Origin of the sequence: Haloactinomyces albus (assembly GCF_031458135.1) — a bacterium.
GTDB lineage: Bacteria > Actinomycetota > Actinomycetes > Mycobacteriales > Pseudonocardiaceae > Haloactinomyces > Haloactinomyces albus.
The window spans coordinates 4027425-4046990 of sequence record NZ_JAVDXW010000001.1 but is presented as its reverse complement, the minus strand read 5'-3'; the positions used below and the strand labels follow the sequence as shown (position 1 = coordinate 4046990).

10 protein-coding genes and 1 pseudogene are annotated in these 19566 nt (G+C 63.9%); all 11 read left to right on the top strand.

What is annotated here, in order from left to right:
- Nucleotides 1-863: 863 nt before the first annotated feature.
- Nucleotides 864-1180 (top strand): annotated as a pseudogene (locus tag JOF55_RS19165) (transposase family protein); the annotation flags it as partial.
- Nucleotides 1181-1259: 79 nt separating this feature from the next.
- Entirely contained in the window at nt 1260-2006 is a 747-nt protein-coding gene (locus tag JOF55_RS19160; RefSeq protein WP_310276143.1) for a thioesterase II family protein, read from the top strand.
- Between the two features lie 274 nt (nt 2007-2280).
- The gene (locus JOF55_RS19155) at nt 2281-3078 is read left to right on the top strand and encodes an AfsR/SARP family transcriptional regulator (RefSeq protein ID WP_310276141.1); all 798 of its coding nucleotides are present in this window, start codon (nt 2281-2283) and stop codon (nt 3076-3078) included.
- Nucleotides 3079-3301: 223 nt separating this feature from the next.
- Nucleotides 3302-4111, top strand: coding sequence for an alpha/beta fold hydrolase (locus tag JOF55_RS19150; protein ID WP_310276139.1), 810 nt, complete (start codon nt 3302-3304; stop codon nt 4109-4111).
- The gene (locus JOF55_RS19145; protein WP_310276137.1) at nt 4104-4664 is read left to right on the top strand and encodes a TetR/AcrR family transcriptional regulator; all 561 of its coding nucleotides are present in this window, start codon (nt 4104-4106) and stop codon (nt 4662-4664) included. Before JOF55_RS19150 ends, JOF55_RS19145 begins: the two co-directional genes overlap by 8 nt.
- 356 nt (nt 4665-5020) lie before the next feature.
- Nucleotides 5021-6013, top strand: coding sequence for a 3-oxoacyl-ACP synthase III family protein (locus JOF55_RS19140; protein WP_310276135.1), 993 nt, complete (start codon nt 5021-5023; stop codon nt 6011-6013).
- Between the two features lie 5 nt (nt 6014-6018).
- Nucleotides 6019-7956: an HAD-IIIC family phosphatase gene (locus JOF55_RS19135; protein ID WP_310276133.1), complete on the top strand. Its 1938-nt coding sequence runs from the start codon at nt 6019-6021 to the stop codon at nt 7954-7956.
- On the top strand, nt 7953-8180 hold the full coding sequence (locus tag JOF55_RS19130) for an acyl carrier protein (RefSeq protein WP_310276131.1): 228 nt from the start codon (nt 7953-7955) through the stop codon (nt 8178-8180). The genes JOF55_RS19135 and JOF55_RS19130 overlap by 4 nt, the downstream gene beginning before the upstream one ends.
- Nucleotides 8181-8290: 110 nt before the next feature.
- Complete coding sequence (locus JOF55_RS19125) at nt 8291-9322, top strand: alpha/beta hydrolase (protein WP_310276130.1); 1032 nt, start codon at nt 8291-8293, stop codon at nt 9320-9322.
- A gap of 293 nt (nt 9323-9615) precedes the next feature.
- Entirely contained in the window at nt 9616-10890 is a 1275-nt protein-coding gene (locus JOF55_RS19120) for an FAD-dependent monooxygenase (RefSeq protein WP_310276128.1), read from the top strand.
- Nucleotides 10891-11070: 180 nt separating this feature from the next.
- Entirely contained in the window at nt 11071-19554 is an 8484-nt protein-coding gene (locus JOF55_RS19115; protein ID WP_310276126.1) for a type I polyketide synthase, read from the top strand.
- Nucleotides 19555-19566 lie beyond the last annotated feature (12 nt).

Here is a 19566-nt window from a genome sequence, read left to right as displayed (position 1 = left end):
CACCGAGCGTGACCGCTCTCTAGGGGGCAGAGTAAGTCATTAGCTCATTCGTGAAAAGGGATGGTGAGAGCAGTACGTTCTGTTAACTAGAAGTGCTCCAAATGGATGTCTACTATTTAGTAGGAAAGTGGTCGGGCCAGCGTTTGGCCACGAGAGCATGGACATGGCGACGTCGATCCGTGTGTTGACACCACACAGGGAGGAGGTTGGTGTCGTCCTCCGTCCCTGTTGAAGCGATCCGACCATTCGAATGAACATCGGCGACACACTGTTGTCCAGATGCGGTTGAGGGGGTACCTGGCACCCCGAAGACGCTGATAGGGGTTCAAATAGGGGTTGACTCCAGGAGGAGGCTCGGCCAGCTTTTGAGCCGGAACACGTCGATGTGGAAGACAACAAGGTGCTATGCCCGATTCGACGACCGGCCATGAGCAAGCGGACGGGACTTGTGCTCCTCGCCCCGGTGGGGGGGATGTGACCGGCACCGTTTCGGCCAAGCAGACATACGAGAATGAAGCCGACCCACGGTCGCCATCCGCGCGGTTGGACGATCTTCTGGACAAGAACTCCGCGAGCTCATCACACATCCCCGACGACAGCGGTGTGGTCACGGAGGCTGGGACGCGTCAACAGTGCTCGGGTGGTGGCCTGTCGTACCTGCCGAAACCTGGCGGAAAATTGCGGTCGCGCCAGAGGGTGTGTTTCAAAAGTGGGTCAGGGTCTGTGATGATCATGGTGTGGCGCGGGGCGATTTGAGTGATGCGCAGTGGGCGAAGCTGGATCCGTTGTTGCCGGTGGGAGTCAAGAGTGGACGTCCGCCGAAGCGCTCGAAGCGGCAGCTCATCGACGGGATCCGTTGGCGAGGGCGCCCGCGCACGCGCCCGGCTCGCGTGATCGCCGGCAAGGCCTACAGCGCGCGAGCCAACCGAACCTACCTGCGCTGACGGGGAATCGACGCCACCATCCCGAAAAGGCAGACCAGGCCCAGCATCGTCGGGCCGGGGACCACCGCGGTGGCGCCCCACCCGCCTTCGACGCCGAGGTCTACACACAGCGCCACGCCGTCGAGTGCTGCATCAACCGCCTGAAACGCCACCGCGCCGTCGCCACCCCCTACGACAAGCTCGCCGTGCGCCACAAAGCCACCGTGACCATCACCGTCATCAACGAATGGCTCTAACTTCTAAAGCAGACCCTAGGCCGGGAAGCCGGTACCTGTGGTCACCACGGCAATATTCCGTTGTAAAGGTAGAGAAACAATGACAGACACCACCATTAGCGGTGATCAGTGGATCCGCCGCTTTCGCTCCGGCACGGACGCAACGGACCGCCTTGTGTGTTTTCCGCACGCTGGCGGCTCGGCAAGCTTCTACTTTCCGGTATCCCAGGCTCTGTCGCCGGGCATAGAGGTGATGGCCGTGCAGTACCCGGGCCGACAGGATCGGCGCAGCGAGCCCTTCATCGACGACATCGACGAACTCGCCGACCTGGTGGCTGACGAGCTGCGTCCCTGGCAGAATTCACGAACGGCACTGTTCGGGCACAGCATGGGCGCCGTGCTGGCGTTCGAGGTTGCGCAGCGGCTGGACACACCGCCGATGGCACTGTTCGCCTCGGGCAGGCGAGCCCCCTCGCGATACCGCGAGGAACGAGTGCACCTCCAGGACGACGAGGGCCTGATCGCGGAGATGCGCGAGCTGAGCGGAACCGCCCCGTGGGTGCTCGGTGACGAGGAACTGTTGCGCTTGATTCTACCGGCCGTACGCAGCGACTACAGGGCGATCGAGACGTACCGATGTGCCCCCGGCGCTACAGTCGACTGCCCAATCGTCGTTCTCACCGGTGATGCCGATCCGAAAGTCACGTTGGAAGAGGCCGAGGCATGGAGCGAGCACACCAGTGTGGAAGCGCAAGTACATGTATTTCCCGGTGGGCATTTCTACCTGGCCGAGCAGCAGGACGAGGTGCTGCGCGTGCTCACCGCGCATCTGCGTCCCGGTGTGTGAATCGACTGATTCGCCGGGCGTGGAGCGTGGACGACCGGGCGGCCTTGGTGTCGAAAGGCTGGTGGCGGAAGGTCTCAGCGGAACAGGATGCAAAATCGGAGTGAATTCCCGGTGCGAGCACCTCACCCACCGAACACGGCGAGCTCCAAGGCTTTGGTGCGAGTTTAGGGGTGGGCTGGGGGCGGCTTAGGGGTGGCGACGTTCTCGATCGAGTGAAAAGGTCGAAGTCGTTGACTCCCGATCGAACGTGGTCTCACTGCAACCGAGGTGTCCGATGCGTTACGAGATTCTGGGTCCCATTCAGGTCGTGGATTCGAACGGAACACGCCTGCTGACCGCACGGAAACTCGAAATCCTGTTGACTGTTCTCCTGGTCCGCCACGATCAGGTGATCACCACCGAGCGACTGGTCACCGAGCTCTGGGGCGAAAACCCACCGCGGCGAGCCAACGCGGCGCTGCACGTGTACGTATCGCAGCTCCGCAAGTTCCTCAAGCAACACGGTAGGTCTTCCTCCGGGGCCGGAGCCCGCACCGCACCCGGCACGCCGATCGTGACACGCCCACTCGGATACATGTTGCTTCTCGAGGACGACGAGATCGACGTGGATGAATTTCAGCGGCTGATGCACGAGGGGCGCGGGCACTTCGCCCAAGGGCGTTCGGAAGAGACGATCACTGCGCTCGAGAAAGCACTCCGGGTCTGGCGGGCATCAAGCCTCGAAGATCTCAAGGACGGTGTGGTTGCGCACGCTTATGCGACATTTCTCGAGGAAAGCCGTCTGGAGTGCCTCGAGCTCTTGATGGAGACCTACTTACGACTCGAAAGGTACCGCGAAGTCATCGGCCGGCTGTACACGCTGATTTCCCAGTACCCACTGCGTGAGAATTTCTACCGGCATTTGATGCTGGGGCTGTATCGATGTGATCGACAAGCGGACGCACTGGCGGTGTACCGCGACCTGTGGGAACACCTCAGAGACGAGCTGGGCTTGGAGCCCTGCACGGCTGTCCAGCAACTCCATTACGCGATACTCGCCCGAGAGGAAAGTCTCGACCGCACGGCAGCCTGATCCCACCAGCGGACCGTACCGGCCACGTGCTCATCGAAGCCCATGCGACCTCGGTGAGCACGTGGCCACCTGCTTTGGTGGGCCACAACGCGCACCCCTCCCGTCGAGTCACCCCGTGTTACCACCTCGGGACCGCATGACGAGTCGCTCGCCGAGATCGTCGCGTGGTGGCGAAGTCTCCGCTGCTTGACAACACCAAGCTAGCCTTCTTAGGTTATAAGCTATGAATGTTAGCCACTATCTCGAATGCCCCGAAGGTCGGATCGGCTATGATCTGACCGACACAGACGGCCCGCTCGTGGTCTGCGTGCCCGGCATGGGCGAACTTCGCCAGTCCTACCGGCACCTCGTCCCCACCCTCACCGCACACGGTTGCCGAGTGGCGACGATGGATCTGCGTGGCCACGGCGACAGCGACGCCACCTTCAGCGCCTACGACGACGAGGCGCTGGCCGGAGACATACTCGCCCTCGTCGATCACCTCGGCGGCCCGGCATTCGTGGTGGGCAATTCGATGGCCGCGGGAGCGGGCGTGATCGCGGCGGCCGATGCCCCCTCGAAGATCAGCGGACTGGCTCTGCTCGGACCGTTCGTCCGCGACCCGGAGTCGACCGCCTTTCAGAAGTTGCTCTTCCGGCTGCTTCTCACAAAGCCATGGGGCCCGGCGGCGTTCATGTCCTACTATCCACAGTGGTTCCCCGGCACCAAGCCCGACGACTACGAACAGCATGCGGCTCGAGTCCGCGAAAACCTGCGCCGCCCAGGACACTGGAAGGCGCTGGTTCGGACAAGCCGTACTGAGCACGCCCCCGCCGAAAAGCGATTGGAGAACGTGAGCACCCCGACCATCGTCGTGATGGGCGCAGCGGACATCGACTGGAAGGACCCGTCCGACGAAGCGAATTGGATCGCTGCGAAGCTTTCCGCGGAAGTGGTGATGATTCCCGGCGTCGGGCATTTTCCACAGGCACAAGCACCCGACGCGACTGCGGCCGCCGTCATACGACTGATCGACGAGCTCGCGCATGCCTAGGGCCGGGTTGTCGACGGAAGTGATCGTCGAAGAAGCTGCCCGGGTCGTCGACCAGGTCGGCCGGAACCGGCTGACGCTGGCGGAACTCGCGAAGCGGTTCGGAGTCGCCCAGCCGAGCCTGTACAAGCATGTCGACGGACTCGAGGACCTGCACAGGCTTCTCTCCATGAAAGTCATGTACGATATGGGCGACATCATTCGCCGAGCGAGCACGGGAAAGGCCGGAGCGGACGCCCTACGTGCCGTGGCAAACGCCTACCGAAGCTTCGCCCTCGCCCACCCCGGCCACTACACGTACGTCTTCCGCACACCGACTCCGGGCGACACCCAATTCGCAGCAGCCACGGACGACGTGCTTTCCGTGCTCTACGCCGTATTCGAAGGCTACGGCATATCCGGAGAGGATGTCGTCGATGCCGCTCGGTTCGTACGAAGCACACTGCACGGCTTCGTACGTCTGGAACTGGACGGCGGATTCGAGATGCCGTACTCGATCGACCGGAGTTTCGAGCACCTCATCGAGGCGACCGATCAGGCTCTCGCCAACTGGTGATCACCAGCAGGCTCACCGTGGGCATCGACACCGAATCCACACACATCGATCGGCCTGCGCAATATCCGGACCGGAATTACGAAGCGGTCCCCGTGGAACAGCGCTGCCGACGCACCCACCATGAAACCGGTCACAGCCGGCCGGCCAATTTCCCGAGATCGTTCACCTCCTGCACCGACCAGTCGGAGCCATTTCGGATCCCGGCCGAGTCGCGGAATAAAGAGCCGCATTAGCCAGGCTTTAGACGTGCTCTCTATGATCCCCGACAAGTAGCCGAAAAACCTGAAAGGCATCCCTGGATGAGCTACCCCAACATCCGTATACTTTCGGTCGGTACATCTCTGCCGGGTCTCCCCGTGGATAACTCCATGCTGGCCGAGCACTTCGGGATGAGCAGCGCTTGGGAACAATGGCTGGAGATGTTCATCGGGACGGAAAGCAGGCACTTCGGGTTCGACGTCGAGACCGGCAAACGTCACCACACGCTCGTCGACATGGGCACGGAGGCCGGAGGCAAGGCTCTCGAAGCAGCAGGGACCACCCCCCGGGACATCGATCTGATCGTGATGGGGACAGCCACTCCCGACCAACTCATGCCCGCCACAGTGAACTTGATCGCCGACCGCCTCGGGATCGACGACGTGGCCTCCTTCCAGCTCCAGTCGGGCTGCTCGGGGGCACTGCAGGCACTGGATGTGGCCCATCAGATGCTGTCCACCGGCCGAAGTCGGAACGCGCTGGTACTGGGCGCCGAGTCGGTGGCGAAACACTACGACACCAATATGGATTTCGGGAACACGGATTCATCCTACGCAGTCAACACCCTGCTGTTCGGCGATGGCGCGGGCGCTGCCGTACTCAGTACCGATCCGGTTACGGAAGCCGCTGTACTGCACCCTCCTCTGGTCCGGCTGGTCGGGATGGGCCATGAACCCGGCCAGGTCGTCGAGTGGTTCGGCGCGGGAGATCGCGGACTCCACGACCAGCAGACCGGCGGGCACACCGCGGTGACCGAGGACTACAGGGCCATTGAAAATCGCGTTCCGGAGATGGCGAACGAAGTTCTACGGCAACTGCTGGAAAACCTCGACTGGGACGAGACGGAATTCGACTACCTGCTCCCCCCGCAACTTTCCGGACGCATGACAAAAGCAATCGTCGATTCTCTTTCCGTCTCCGACATCCGAGAGATTTCGCGTGTTCGCGAAATCGGGAACACCGGCAATGCCGCCCCGTTCTTTCAGCTCGAGCGAGCGCTCCCTCGTATGAGCAGGAGCGATCGAGCCGTATGCATCTCGATCGAGTCGAGTAAGTGGATAAAGTCCGGCTGCGCGGTAGAAAAGGTCTGATCGACATGAACGAAACCGTGTTCTCGTCCGATGCCTCGACAACCGCCTCGGGAGTGGTGGACTCGGAGCGGTCCGATCCGGAGGAACGGTTCATGGAACTGTACCGCGCGGGGCGCCTCGCGCGTGAGTTTCCATCGGCCTGCGCGTTGCTGAACAGCCTTGACGATCAAGGGCTGACTCGTGCGGGGCGGTTGCTGAACCGGATCGACGTGGACGACGTGCTCCATGAACACCCCTCGACACCGGCGGTCAAAGTAGCGATCACCGGACACGGCACGTTGAACCAACTGGTGCCACCGCTCAACGCCGAGCTGGCTCGACACGGTCTGCTGTTGCGTTCCGCACTGTCCGACTTCGACAGCTACGTCTTCGATCTATCCGATCCGGACAGCGCATTGTATCGCTCGGCTCCGGACATCGTGGTCTGCGTGCTCGACCCCACGATAGTTTTCGACGAGCTGCCAGTACCGTGGGATGCCACCACTGCCGAACACAAGCTCGAGGAGAAGGTTCGGCTGATCGAATGGCTCGTGGAGCGGTTCGTGGCAACCACAAACGCGACATTGGTGCTCAATACCGTCACACTGCCGCGGCGATTCTCCGCACAGTTGGTGGACCACCGTTCACGCGCCCGCCTCAGCGCCGCTTGGCACAGGACCAACGCGCGTTTGCTCGAACTCACCGAGCGATACTCCTCGGCGCTCGTCATCGATTTGGAACCACTGTTGTCCGAAGGGCTGACGGCTGAGGACATCCGACTGAACACCTATGCCAAGGTACCGCTGTCGCCGGCTCTGCTAGCCCGGTACGCCCGCGAGGTCGGCCACCTCGCCCGGCACTCGACCGGGCGAACGAAGAAGGCCCTGGCGCTCGACATGGACAACACACTGTGGGGTGGCATCCTCGGTGACGACGGAAGTGAGGGCATCGAAGTCGCCACCAGCTATCGCGGCGAAGCGTTCCGGGCTTTCCAGCGAGTGGTCAAGCAACTCGGCAGTCAGGGCGTCCTGCTCACAGCGGTGAGCAAGAACGATATCGAGCCGGTCCGCCGGGTATTGTGTGAAAACTCCGACATGGCACTGCGCGAGGACGATTTCGTGCGGGTCACCGCCAACTGGCGCCCCAAGCCGGACAATGTGCGAGAAACTGCCGAGGCGCTGAACATCAAGCCCGACAGCTTCGTGTTCGTCGACGACAGCTCGTACGAGTGCGGCCTCATGCGACACGCGCTGCCTGAGGTCACGACAGTACAAATCGGTACCGAACCGGCGCTGCACATCAGCAGACTGCTGGAGGACGGTTGGTTCGACATCCGGGAACTGACCGAAGAGGATCGTGCACGGCCGGCCCTGTATCGGGGTGAAAGCGAACGTAGTGACTTCCTGGCGGAGTTCGAATCGCTCGCGGACTACCTGCGGGAGTTGCGTGTCGAGGTCAGAATCGGCACGCTCCGCGAATCCGATGTCAACCGGGTTTCGCAAATCACTCTGCGGACCAACCAGTTCAATATGACAACGGTGCGAATGCAGCCCACGGAGGTCCGCGAGTTCGCCATGTCCGCGGGAGCACGAGTGCTGACGATCCATGCGAGTGATCGGTTCGGGGACAACGGTCTGGTCGGTGCGCTCCTGGTACGTCAGGACGACGACACGGCACGAATCGAGAACTTCCTGCTCAGTTGCCGTGTCTTCTCCAGAGGAATAGAGCAGGCATGTCTCGGCGCGGTCCTTCGGGACGCTTTCTCGAATGGATGCAAAGCCGTGTACGGGGAGTATCAGCCGACGGCCAAGAACGCCGGGGTGGCGGACCTGTACGCGCGCTATGGATTCGAAAGCGTGGCCGGTGACGACTCGGGGACCACCTACCGGCACGACCTGCACGACATCCCCGCGGTCCCCGAGCACCTGCACCTGATCGAGGATCTTCAAGGGAGCTTCCAGTGAACACATTGGACGAATTCGTCACGATGATGCGTGACCAGATCGGCTTGGAGCTGACCGTCGAACTCACCAGCCGCGGTTTCGACGAGGTGCCCGGCTGGGACTCCGTACACCTACTGGGTCTGGTCTCTGCCATGGAAAAGCGCACCGGGCGCAGCGTTCCCCTGCCGGACATCCTCGAAGCGAGTTCCCTCGAGGATATCTTCAATCTCTACGTCGGTGTTTGAGAATTCGCCCCGAAAGGCAGTGAAACCGCGCCGACCACGCTCGCGGCTCGTACCGGCATTCCCGCTGTGTCGGCGAACCGGGCTTCCGGACCAAATGAAAGTATTGTGCGATGAATCATATCGGTGAACTCAAGAAATTCGCCTCGGTTCACTCGAAGTTGCTGAACATTCCCGATGATCTCTGGGAGGAGGTGCTCGATCGGATAAGCCACGATCGCGACGGGGCACCGCGGTCATGGGTGTACGAGTGGTCGTCCGTCGGCGACGCCTACAGAGCCGACGGGGACAACCTCGCTGCCTGCAACTGCTACACGATGGCTCGCTTTCCGTTCGTCGATGGTGCGGCACGCCAGGAGGCCTTACGGCGTGCGGTCGAGTCATTCGACGAGTGGCGGAGCAACCGTTCGGAAATCGGACGGCTCGATCTGGAACTGGCCGAACCAAAGGGCCGTGTGCGCTGCTTGACCAATGGGCTTTCCGCTACCCGGCCACGTCCGCTCCTCCTGTTCATGGGCGGCATCGTCAGCCTCAAGGAACAGTGGGCTCCGCTGCTGGAGCTGGCCGATCAGCTCGGCCTGGCAATGGTCATCACGGAGATGCCGGGGGTGGGTGAGAACACGGTGCGTTACGAGCGCGATAGCTGGCGCATGCTCCCCCGGATCCTGGACGCGCTCGCCTCCCATGCGGATGTCGCGCGCACCTTCGCCATAGCGAACAGTTTCAGTGGTCATCTGGCTCTCCGGTGCGCCATCGAGGAACCGCGGATCCGAGGGGTCATTTCCAATGCCGCTCCCATCAGCGACTTTTTCACCGACGTGGATTGGCGAACGCAGCTGCCGAGGGTGACAATCGATACGCTTGCTCACCTGTTGGGCACCTCTCCTGAAAACCTGTCGAGTGAGCTCGACGGATGGGCCCTGACCCCGGAAGAGCTGGCAGCATTGCGGATTCCGGTCGCCTACATGGCCAGCACCCAGGACGAGATCACGCCACCGAGCGAGATACACCATCTGCGGGACCACGTCCACAACCTGAGAACGCGGGTTCTCGACGACGTGCACGCCTCACCGGGCCATCTTCAGGAGACTCGCGAGTGGCTCTTCGACTCACTCACACGGATGCGACAGGAGCAGCAGGTCTGATACAGGCATAACCACGGTTCCCCGAAAAGGTTCCTCTCCGGTACCCCGTATCGGAGAGGAACAGTGTGCGCACCGGCGAACTCATGACACGCGGCCCAGCACGCGCAGCACCATCCTGGTGGTATCACCTGGAAAAGTCCACAAGAGCCCCTTTAGAGGGACTTTAGCTTTGTAGCTAATGATTGACCCAGCGAAATGCCCGATCGGTGACACCAGCGGCCGGACCGTTGTCGAACATCCGGGCGTGTTTCGCCGGTACACAACCAGACAACATCTGGCGGAAAGGCGCTGAAATGATCCCTGAGGAAACGGACGTACTGATCATCGGTGGCGGCCCTGCCGGTTCGCTGCTCGGCTGCATGCTGGCCCGCCGCGGTATCCGGGTCATAGTAGCCGAGAAACAAGCGACGGTCGAGCGCAGCTTCCGCGGTGAAACACTCGTGTCGGGCTCGTTGACGGCCCTCAACGAACTCGGGTTCGGGCCCGCTATGCGCGCGCACGGTTACCTGGAGACAAAGGGCATGAAGATGTACCTCGAGAAGCGTCACGTCATGGACGTGGAGTATCTCCGCACCGCGCGGAAAAAGCCCTACATCGACATGCCACAGCCGGCGCTGCTCAGTATCATCAATGACGCGGCAAGCCAGGAACCCAGCTACCACCACGCCGCCGGCGCGCAGATGACCAATCTGATCGAGGAGTCCGGCAAAGTCGTCGGTGCGGAGCTACGATTCGGTGACGGCTCGCGATCCACCGTACGTGCGAGGCTCGTGGTCGGTGCCGACGGACGGTTCTCGAAAGTACGGAAAGCCGCAGGAGTCAAAGCTCACGTCGAGCCGATGGACCGGGATGTTCTCTGGTTCAAGGTCCCGCGGCCACCGGAGTGGGACCGGCACTACACTCAGTTCTTCGTCGACCGCGACCGGCACCTGGTGTGCATGCCGACGTATCCGGACGACATCCGAGTCGCGCAGAACCTGCCGAAACGAGGTTTCGGGAAGATCCGCAATGCGGGACTGGACTCGTTCAAAGAGCAGGTCCGAAAACTGGCCCCGCAGCTCGGACCGCTGATGGACAACCATCTCAACTCCTGGGACGACACCAGTTTCCTGGAGATCTTCACCGCGTATGTGGACAACTGGGCTCGTGACGGTCTGGTCCTGATCGGGGACGCCTCGCACACGTGCACGCCCATCCTCGGCCAAGGGGTCAACCTGGCCATTCAGGATTGCGTGCGTATCACCCCGATAATCGCGGAAGCGCTGCGTAACGGCGCCGACGAGGAACCCGTTCCCGGCCGGGTCTTCAGCGACTTCGTCACCGAACGACGAGCACACAAGGACCAAGTAACGCGCTTCCAGACAGCGCAGGAAAGCGGCCTCGCCGTGACAAGTAAGGCCGGAATCCTGGCCCGCCAGATCAAGTACCGGATTCTGCACCGGCTTCCGGTGAAGTACCGGATGTTGAACAAAATGCTCGGGACCGTACCCATCGATCCAGTCGACCTGCGTGCCGAGCCGGAGAACGTCCCAGCCGGGGACGCCGGAGCCGAATCGTCTCGTCGCTGACACCGACATCCCATCCGCAGATCGTCCCCAGCGGGCACGGTCGACCCGCCGAAGCGGCACGGTCGAACACCCGAAACTCCACGGAAGAACGATGCCTGCCGCACCCGGCGTAAGAACAACGATCCTTTTCCTGGACACCAGGACAACCACCTCGACACGAGGGCCGACCGAGGAAGGGCGATGAGCGAAAAGCGCGAGGCGGGACACAAGGAGCCCATTGCAGTCATCGGGACGTCATGCCGGTTACCGCGGGCTTCGAACCCCGATGATTTCTGGAAGCTGCTTCGAGACGGTGTCGACACGATCACGGAACCACCCGAGAACCGGTGGGAATCCGATGAGGACGACCCATACTTCGGTGGTTTCCTCGAAAATGTCGGCCATTTCGACGCATCGTTTTTCGGAATCTCTCCCCGAGAAGCCGCTTCCATGGACCCGCAGCAGCGGATCATTCTCGAGCTCGCCTGGAGTGCCCTCGAGAACGCCCGGATATGTCCTGGCGACCTCGAGGGCACTCGCACAGCCGTGTTCGTCGGTTCCATCTGGGACGACTACTCGATACTGTCGAGCAGACTCGACGACCGGGAATTGAACCAGCATTCGATCATCGGCTCACACCGCGGTATCATCGCCAACCGGGTCTCCTACGCTCTCGGCCTGCGCGGACCCAGCATGGTGATCGACACGGGACAATCGTCCTCGCTCGTCGCGGTGCACAACGGCTGCGAGAGCCTCCACCGGGGTGAATCGAGTCTTGCCATCGTCGGCGGCGTCAACCTCACCCTCGCTCCGGAAAGCACGGTGCGGTCCGCCAGATTCGGTGGACTCTCCCCGGACGGACGTTGCTTCACTTTCGACGCCCGCGCCAACGGCTACGTCCGGGGAGAGGGTGCGGCAACCGTGGTGCTCAAACCCCTTTCCCACGCGCTCCGGGACGGTAATCCGGTACTGTGCACGATCCTGGGCAGCGCGGTCAACAACGACGGTGCCACCTTCGGGTTGACGGTGCCCGGCCGCGAAGGTCAGGAAGAGGTACTGCGGGAAGCCTACGAACAGGCCGGAGTGGATCCGGGCGAAGTCCAGTACGTCGAACTGCACGGCACGGGCACTCGCGTCGGCGATCCGATCGAGGCGGCCGCGCTCGGGAACGTGCTCGGTGACCACCGCACCTCCGACTCCCCACTCCTGGTCGGTTCGGCGAAAACGAATGTCGGCCATCTGGAGGGCGCAGCCGGTATCACCGGGTTCCTCAAGACCGCTCTCAGCATCGCGCACCGGCAACTCCCGGCAAGCCTCAACTTCGAAACGCCCAACCCGGAGATTCCCCTGGACACCCTGGGCCTGCGGGTCTGCGGGCAACTCGACGAATGGCCGGACGAGCAGCAGGGACTCGTCGCGGGGGTTTCCTCGTTCGGCATGGGCGGCACCAACTGCCATGTCGTACTCGCCGAAGCCCCGAAGACGCCTTCCGTGCCGAGCGGCACCGAGGACACGGACCCGAAGTACGACGAAACCGCGGCGCTTCCCTGGGTCCTGTCGGCCAAGACCAAGCGCGGGTTGGCCGCTCAGGCTGCCCGACTGCGTTCCCATCTCGAAGAACGGCCCGACCTGAGCGTCCGGGACGTGGCCTACTCGTTGGCCACCACCCGCACCCACTTCACACGGCGCGCGGCGGTGGTCGCCGCCGACCGGGATCGCGGGTTGGCAGGCCTGCACGCGCTCGCCACCAACACTCCGTCCCCCGACGTTCTGCTCCCCGGTACGGCGACTCGGAGCGAAACGGGCAAGAAGGTCTTCGTCTTCCCCGGCCAAGGCTCGCAATGGGCAGGCATGGCCCGCGACCTCGTCAACACCTCCCCCGTATTCACCCAACAACTCCACGCCTGCGCCGAAGCCCTGGCCCCCCACACCGACTGGGACCTCCTCGAAACCATCACCACCGACCACGGAGCCGAACTCCTCGACCGAGTCGACGTCGTCCAACCCGCCCTCTGGGCCATGATGATCAGCCTCGCCACCCTATGGCGCGCCCACGGCATCGAACCCGACGCCGTCCTCGGACACTCCCAAGGCGAAATCGCCGCCGCCCACATCGCCGGCGCACTCTCCCTGGACGACTCCGCCCGCATCATCGCCCTACGCTCCCAAGCCATCCGCACCCTGGCAGGCACCGGCGGCATGGCCTCCATCAACCTCCCCGCCCACGAAATCCACACCCGCCTACAAACCCCCCACACCACCGACCTCCACATCGCCGCCATCAACAGCCCCACCTCCACCGTCATCGCCGGCCCCACCGAACAAATCACCACCTTCCTCACCACCTGCAACACCGACAACATCCACGCACGCACCATCGCCGTGGACTACGCCTCCCACAGCCCCCACGTCGCCCCCGCACGCCACCGCATCCTCACCGACCTCGCCCCCATCACCCCCCAACCAGCCACCATCCCCTTCCACTCCACCGTCACCGGCACCCACCTCAACACCACCCACCTCGACGCCACCTACTGGTACAACAACCTCGCCAACACCGTCCACTTCCACGACACCGCCCAAAACCTCACCGAAACCGGCCACACCCTCTTCATCGAAATCAGCCCCCACCCCGTCCTCACCACCCCCCTCACCGACACCCTCGAAAACACCCCCGCCACCACCATCAGCACACTCCGCCGCCACGAACACACCCCCACCCAATTCACCACCGCCCTCACCCAAGCCCACCTCCACGGCCACAGCCCCACCTGGACCACCCTCACCCCCCACGCACACCACATCGAACTCCCCACCTACGCGTTTCAGCGTCGGCACTACTGGCTGCAGTCCCCGACCACCACGGGAGAGCCCATCGCTGCCGACAGTTCCCCCGCCACGCCCTCCGAGTCCGAACCGGAGTCCGATCTCGCCGATGCGAGCCTGCGGAAGCGGCTGAGCGAGCTCTCCGGATCCGCTCGGCAGAATGCGCTGGTGGAACTGGTCGCAGCCCAAGCCGCCGCCGTTCTCGGCCACACCTCCCCGGAGGAAGTCGACGTCGACCTGAACTTCAAGGAACTGGGCCTGGAGTCCCTCGGAGCAGTGGAGCTCCGAGACCGTCTCAACACCGTCACGGGGCTCGATCTGCCCTCGACCGTGATCTACGCTCGTCCGACGCTCACCGCGCTGGCCGAACGGATAGAGGCGGAGCTTTTCGGCGCGGAAAAGAGCCCCGCAGGCGGAGCGCCTGTCGAAGCCGGTGTCGACGAGCCGATAGCCATCGTCGCCACATCCTGCCGTTACCCGGGCGGGGTGCGCTCGGCTGAGGATCTGTGGCAACTGCTCATCGAGGGCCGAGACGCGATCTCCGGCTTCCCCGACAACCGGGGATGGAATCTGGACAGCCTGGACAGGGACGAGATCGGGAAGTCGTACGTCAACCAGGGCGGCTTCTTGTACGAGGCCGACCTGTTCGACGCGCAGTTCTTCGGCATCAGCCCACGGGAGGCCGCCGCCATGGACCCCCAGCAGCGGCTCCTGCTGGAGACGAGCTGGGAGGCATTCGAGCACGCGGGGCTGGCACAGGACGAGCTGCCCAAGCAGGAGGTCGGCGTCTTCGTCGGTGCGATGCCACAGGACTACGGGCCACGCATGCACGAGCGCGCCAATGGTTCCGAAGGCTACTTGCTGACCGGCAACACCGGCAGTGTCGCCTCGGGGCGGATCGCCTACACCTTCGGTTTCGAAGGACCTGCGGTGACGGTGGACACGGCGTGCTCCTCGTCGCTGGTCGCGCTGCACATGGCGGTGCAAGCCCTGCGCGGCGGCGAGTGCAAGCTCGCCTTGGCGTGCGGCACCACGGTGATGTCCAATCCTGGTATCTTCGTGGAATTCTCCCGGCAAGGGGGGCTGGCTCCGGACGGTCGGTGCAAGGCGTTCTCGGCGGAGGCCGACGGCACCGGCTGGGCCGAGGGTGTCGGGGTGCTGCTACTGGAACGGCTCTCCGAAGCCCAAGCCAACGGACACCAAATCCTGGGCCTGGTACGTGGCTCGGCGGTCAACCAGGACGGCGCCAGCAACGGACTCACCGCACCGAACGGGCCCTCCCAAGAACGAGTCATCCGCCAAGCCCTGACCAACGCCAGACTCACCCCCGCCGACATCGACGCCGTCGAAGCCCACGGCACCGGCACCACCCTCGGCGACCCCATCGAAGCCCAAGCCCTCCAAGCCACCTACGGCCACCACCACACCCCCCAACACCCCCTCTGGCTCGGCTCCCTGAAATCCAACATCGGCCACACCCAAGCCGCCGCCGGCGTCGGCGGGATCATCAAAATGATCCAAGCCCTCCGCCACCGCACACTCCCCCAAACCCTCCACGCCCACCAACCCACCCCCCACATCGACTGGCACACCAGCAACCTCGCCCTCCTCACCCAACCCCAACCCTGGACCACCCACCACGACCAACCCCGCCGCGCCGCCATCTCCTCCTTCGGCATCTCCGGCACCAACGCCCACATCATCCTCGAACAAGCCCCCACCCCCACCGACGACAACACCCCCAACAACGACAACACCCCCACCGAACTCCCCCTCGTCCTCTCCGCCAAAAACGAAACCGCTCTCCACCACCAAGCCCACCGACTGGCCACATTCCTCCGCCACAACCCCCACCTCCACCTCCGCGACATCGCCTACTCGCTGGCCACCACCCGCACCCACTTCGAACACCGCGCCGCCATCATCGCCACCGACCGCCAACAAGCCCTCACCGGACTCGAGGCACTGAGCGACAATGCCCAGCTACCGGAGGTGCTGCAAGGCAACATCCGGCGATCTCGCGGTGGTCTGGCGTTCGTGTTCTCCGGCCAGGGATCCCAGCGAGTCGGGATGGGACGCGAACTCCACGCCACTTTTCCGGTGTTCGCCGAGACCGTCGACGAGATCTGCACACGATTCGACGCCCACCTCGAGACTCCGTTGCGGGCGGTGATGTTCGCCGACAGCGGGAGCGCGGAAGCCGATCTGCTCGACCGGACCGTATACACGCAGGCTGCCCTGTTCACCATCGAATGTGCGCTTTACCGGCTCTACGAGGACCACGGCCTGGTTCCCGACGCTGTCATCGGCCACTCGATCGGCGAAATCACCGCCGCACACGTCGCGGGAGTGCTCTCCCTTACCGATGCGGTCACTCTGATCGCCGCGCGCGGGCAGACGATGCAGGCCGCCCGGGACGACGGAGCAATGGTCGCCATTGCGGCCGGGGAATCCGAGGTGCTCGCCGCACTCGAGGAGCACGCGGGAAGGGTGACGATCGCAGCCGTCAATGCGCCCGAAGCGGTGGTCGTGTCCGGTGACGCCGACATCGCAGAATCCGTGGGAGCCCATTTTACCGACCAAGGGCGCAAAGCGCGGAGGCTGAACGTCAGCCACGCTTTCCACTCCCCACACATGGATTCCGCCGTTGAGCGATTCGGACAAGCTCTGTCCGAAGTAGAGTTACACGAGCCACGGACTCCGCTCGTCTCCAACGTGACCGGACGGTTCGCCGAGCCAGGAGAACCGACCGACCCCGAGTACTGGGCGCACCACATTCGCCGACCCGTACGGTTCGCCGATGGCATCACCACCCTCGCCGAGCGAGGTACGACCACTTACCTGGAGATCGGGCCGGACAGCGTCCTGACCCCGATGGCCGACGCCACTCTGGCTGACACCACGACCGGGGCCACGGAGCCGCTCCTGGCAGCGGCCATGCGCGCCGAGCGCCCCGAAGTCAGCACCTTCCTCACCTCCGTGCTGCGGATGTTCCTGGACGGGCACCGTCCGGACTGGGACGTCGTGATTCCGCACGCCCGCCCCGTGGAGCTACCGACCTACGCCTTCCAGCACCAGCGCCACTGGCTGGATACACCCGTCAACGACGGTGACCCCACATCTCTGGGAGCCCTCCCGGCACAGCACCCGCTGCTGGCAGCCACCATGCAACTGCCCGACGACCGAGGTTGGCTGTTCACCGGCCGACTCACCCAGACGACTCAACCCTGGATCCCCGAGCACGCGGTCCTGGACACCGTGCTCATTCCCGGAACCGCCTACCTCGAGCTCGCCTCCCACGCCGCCGAGCACACCGACACCCCCCACATCGACGAACTAACCCTGCACACTCCACTGGCTCTTTCCCAGGACACGGCGCTGTCCCTCCGGCTGCACATAGGCGAAGCGGACTCCGGAACCGGCCACCGCACCCTCACCCTGCACACCCGGACTTCCCCGGACACCGACGCAGCCGACGAGTGGACACTGCACGCCACCGCCATCCTCGCGCCCACCGCACCCGAGCACACGCCCGACACCGACTGGGCCATCAACTGGCCGCCGGAACAAGCGGAACCGGTCGAGCTCGGCGGGTTCTACGAACGTCTGCTCGGACACGGCTACGAGTACGGGCCCAGCTTCCGAGGTCTCCACAAGGCGTGGCGTCACGGCAGAGACATCTACGCCGAGATCTCCCTGCCCGAGGACACCGACAACACCGGCTACCACATCCACCCGGCTCTCCTCGACAGCGCGCTGCACCCACTCCTATTGGACACCGAGGACAGCGATGTCCAACTTCCCTTCGCATGGTCCCGACCCACGCTGCACGACACCCGCAGCACTCACCTGCGAGCACGGCTGCGCGGACTCGACAATGGGCAAGCCTCTCTGCAGCTCACCACGGACCGAGGCAGCCCGGTAGCCGAAACCACGCTCACCCTACGAACCATCAATCCGGGGCAACTCGAGCGGCTCCACCGCACCGGCGACAACGGCTACAAACTCGACTGGACCACCCTGCAGGAACCGCCCACCACCGGCACCCCGGACGTACAAGTGCTCACCGGGCTCAGCCTCGACCCCGCGGCTCTCGGTGACGCGGTCCCCCACACACTGGTCGCGCCCGCCCCCGATGCCCAGGACGAGGAGACTCCCACCACCGCGCACACCATGGCCCGGCAGGCCATGGAACTCGTTCAGATCTTCCTGACCGAATCGACCTTCGACGAAACCCACCTCGTCGTCACCACCCGTGGAGCGGTCAGCACTGGCGTCAATGACGCGGTCACCAACCTTCCCGCGAGCACGCTCTGGGGCCTCGTCCGCAGCGCACAGCTCGAACATCCGGAGCGGATCACCATCCTGGACCTCGATCCGAACGAGGATGGGAGGCCTGCTCCCGAAGTCGTCTCCCGAGCACTCGCCACGAGTGAGCCACAGCTCGCCCAACGCGGGAAAACCCTGCACGCCCCGCGACTGAGTCGTGCCGTCGTGCGGTCGGGGGATGTCGGGGGCACGGAACTGGATCCCGCGGGCACGGTGTTGATCACCGGTGGCACCGGCACCCTGGGCGCACTCATCGCCCACCACCTGGTCACCCACCACGACATCACCCACCTCCACCTCACCAGCCGCCGCGGCCCCCACGCCCCCGGCGCCACCCAACTCCAACACGACCTCGAACAACTCGGCGCCCACGTCACCATCACCGCCGCCGACCTCAGCGACCCCCACACCACCCACCAACTCATCCACACCATCCCCACCACACACCCCCTCACCGCCATCATCCACACCGCCGGCGTCCTCGACGACACCGTCCTCACCACCATGACCCCCACCCAACTCCACACCACCCTCACCCCCAAAGTCGACGCAGCCTGGAACCTCCACACCGCCACCACCGACCACGACCTCGCCGCCTTCATCCTCTACTCCTCAGCCACCGGCACCCTCGGCAACCCCGGCCAAGCCAACTACGCCGCCGCCAACACCTTCCTCGACGCCCTCGCCCACCACCGCCACACCCACGGACTCCCCGCCACCAGCCTCGCCTGGGGCCTCTGGACCGAAAGCAGCACCCTCACCGAAGGACTCCGCACCCACGACATCACCCGCATACGCCGCTCCGGCCTCACCCCCCTGACCAACCACGACGGCCTCACCCTCTTCGACACCGCCCTCCACCACAACCAGCCCTACCTCTTCGCCAGCCACCTCGACCGCCAACAACTACGCCACCAAGCCAACACCAACACCCTCCCCACCATCCTCACCAACCTCGCCCCCCACCAACCCACCAACCAACACCACACCAAGCCGCACACCGCTTCCAACTCCCGCACCCTCACCGAACAACTCGCCGAACTCGACCCCACCGCCCAACACGAACTCCTCCGCACCACCCTGCAAACCCACATCGCCGCCGTCCTCGCCCTCCCCGACCCCAACACCATCGACGTGAGCCAGGGTCTGATGGAGATGGGTTTCGATTCCCTGACAGCGGTGGAACTGCGCAACCGGCTCAACACCGCCACCGGACTCCGCCTGCCCAGTACGTTCGCACTCAACTATCCGACGGCGGACGCCATGTCCGACTACCTGGCAACGGAATTGTGCGCCCCCACCACCGGTGATACGGCAGAGGAAAGTGCGGACGACGAGAAGGTCCGCACCACGATCGCCACTATTCCGGTCGAACGGATTCGAGAGTCCGGGCTGCTGGAACCGCTGATGAAACTCGCCGAGCAAACCGAAGAGTCGGATAATCAGCACGTTGCGGAACGGAGCGGGCAAATCGCGTCCGCGGACGTCGACGCACTCATCAAGATGGCCTTTTCACAGAACGACTCCTGAGATTACAAGAGG

Bases quoted from the DNA above. Each gene is read 5' to 3' on its own strand.
- JOF55_RS19150 (WP_310276139.1), top strand. From the start codon at position 3,302: ATGAATGTTAGCCACTATCTCGAATGCCCCGAAGGTCGGATCGGCTAT.
- JOF55_RS19125 (WP_310276130.1), top strand. From the start codon at position 8,291: ATGAATCATATCGGTGAACTCAAGAAATTCGCCTCGGTTCACTCGAAG.
- JOF55_RS19145 (WP_310276137.1), top strand. From the start codon at position 4,104: ATGCCTAGGGCCGGGTTGTCGACGGAAGTGATCGTCGAAGAAGCTGCC.
- JOF55_RS19120 (WP_310276128.1), top strand. From the start codon at position 9,616: ATGATCCCTGAGGAAACGGACGTACTGATCATCGGTGGCGGCCCTGCC.
- JOF55_RS19115 (WP_310276126.1), top strand. From the start codon at position 11,071: ATGAGCGAAAAGCGCGAGGCGGGACACAAGGAGCCCATTGCAGTCATC.
- JOF55_RS19135 (WP_310276133.1), top strand. From the start codon at position 6,019: ATGAACGAAACCGTGTTCTCGTCCGATGCCTCGACAACCGCCTCGGGA.
- JOF55_RS19160 (WP_310276143.1), top strand. From the start codon at position 1,260: ATGACAGACACCACCATTAGCGGTGATCAGTGGATCCGCCGCTTTCGC.
- JOF55_RS19155 (WP_310276141.1), top strand. From the start codon at position 2,281: ATGCGTTACGAGATTCTGGGTCCCATTCAGGTCGTGGATTCGAACGGA.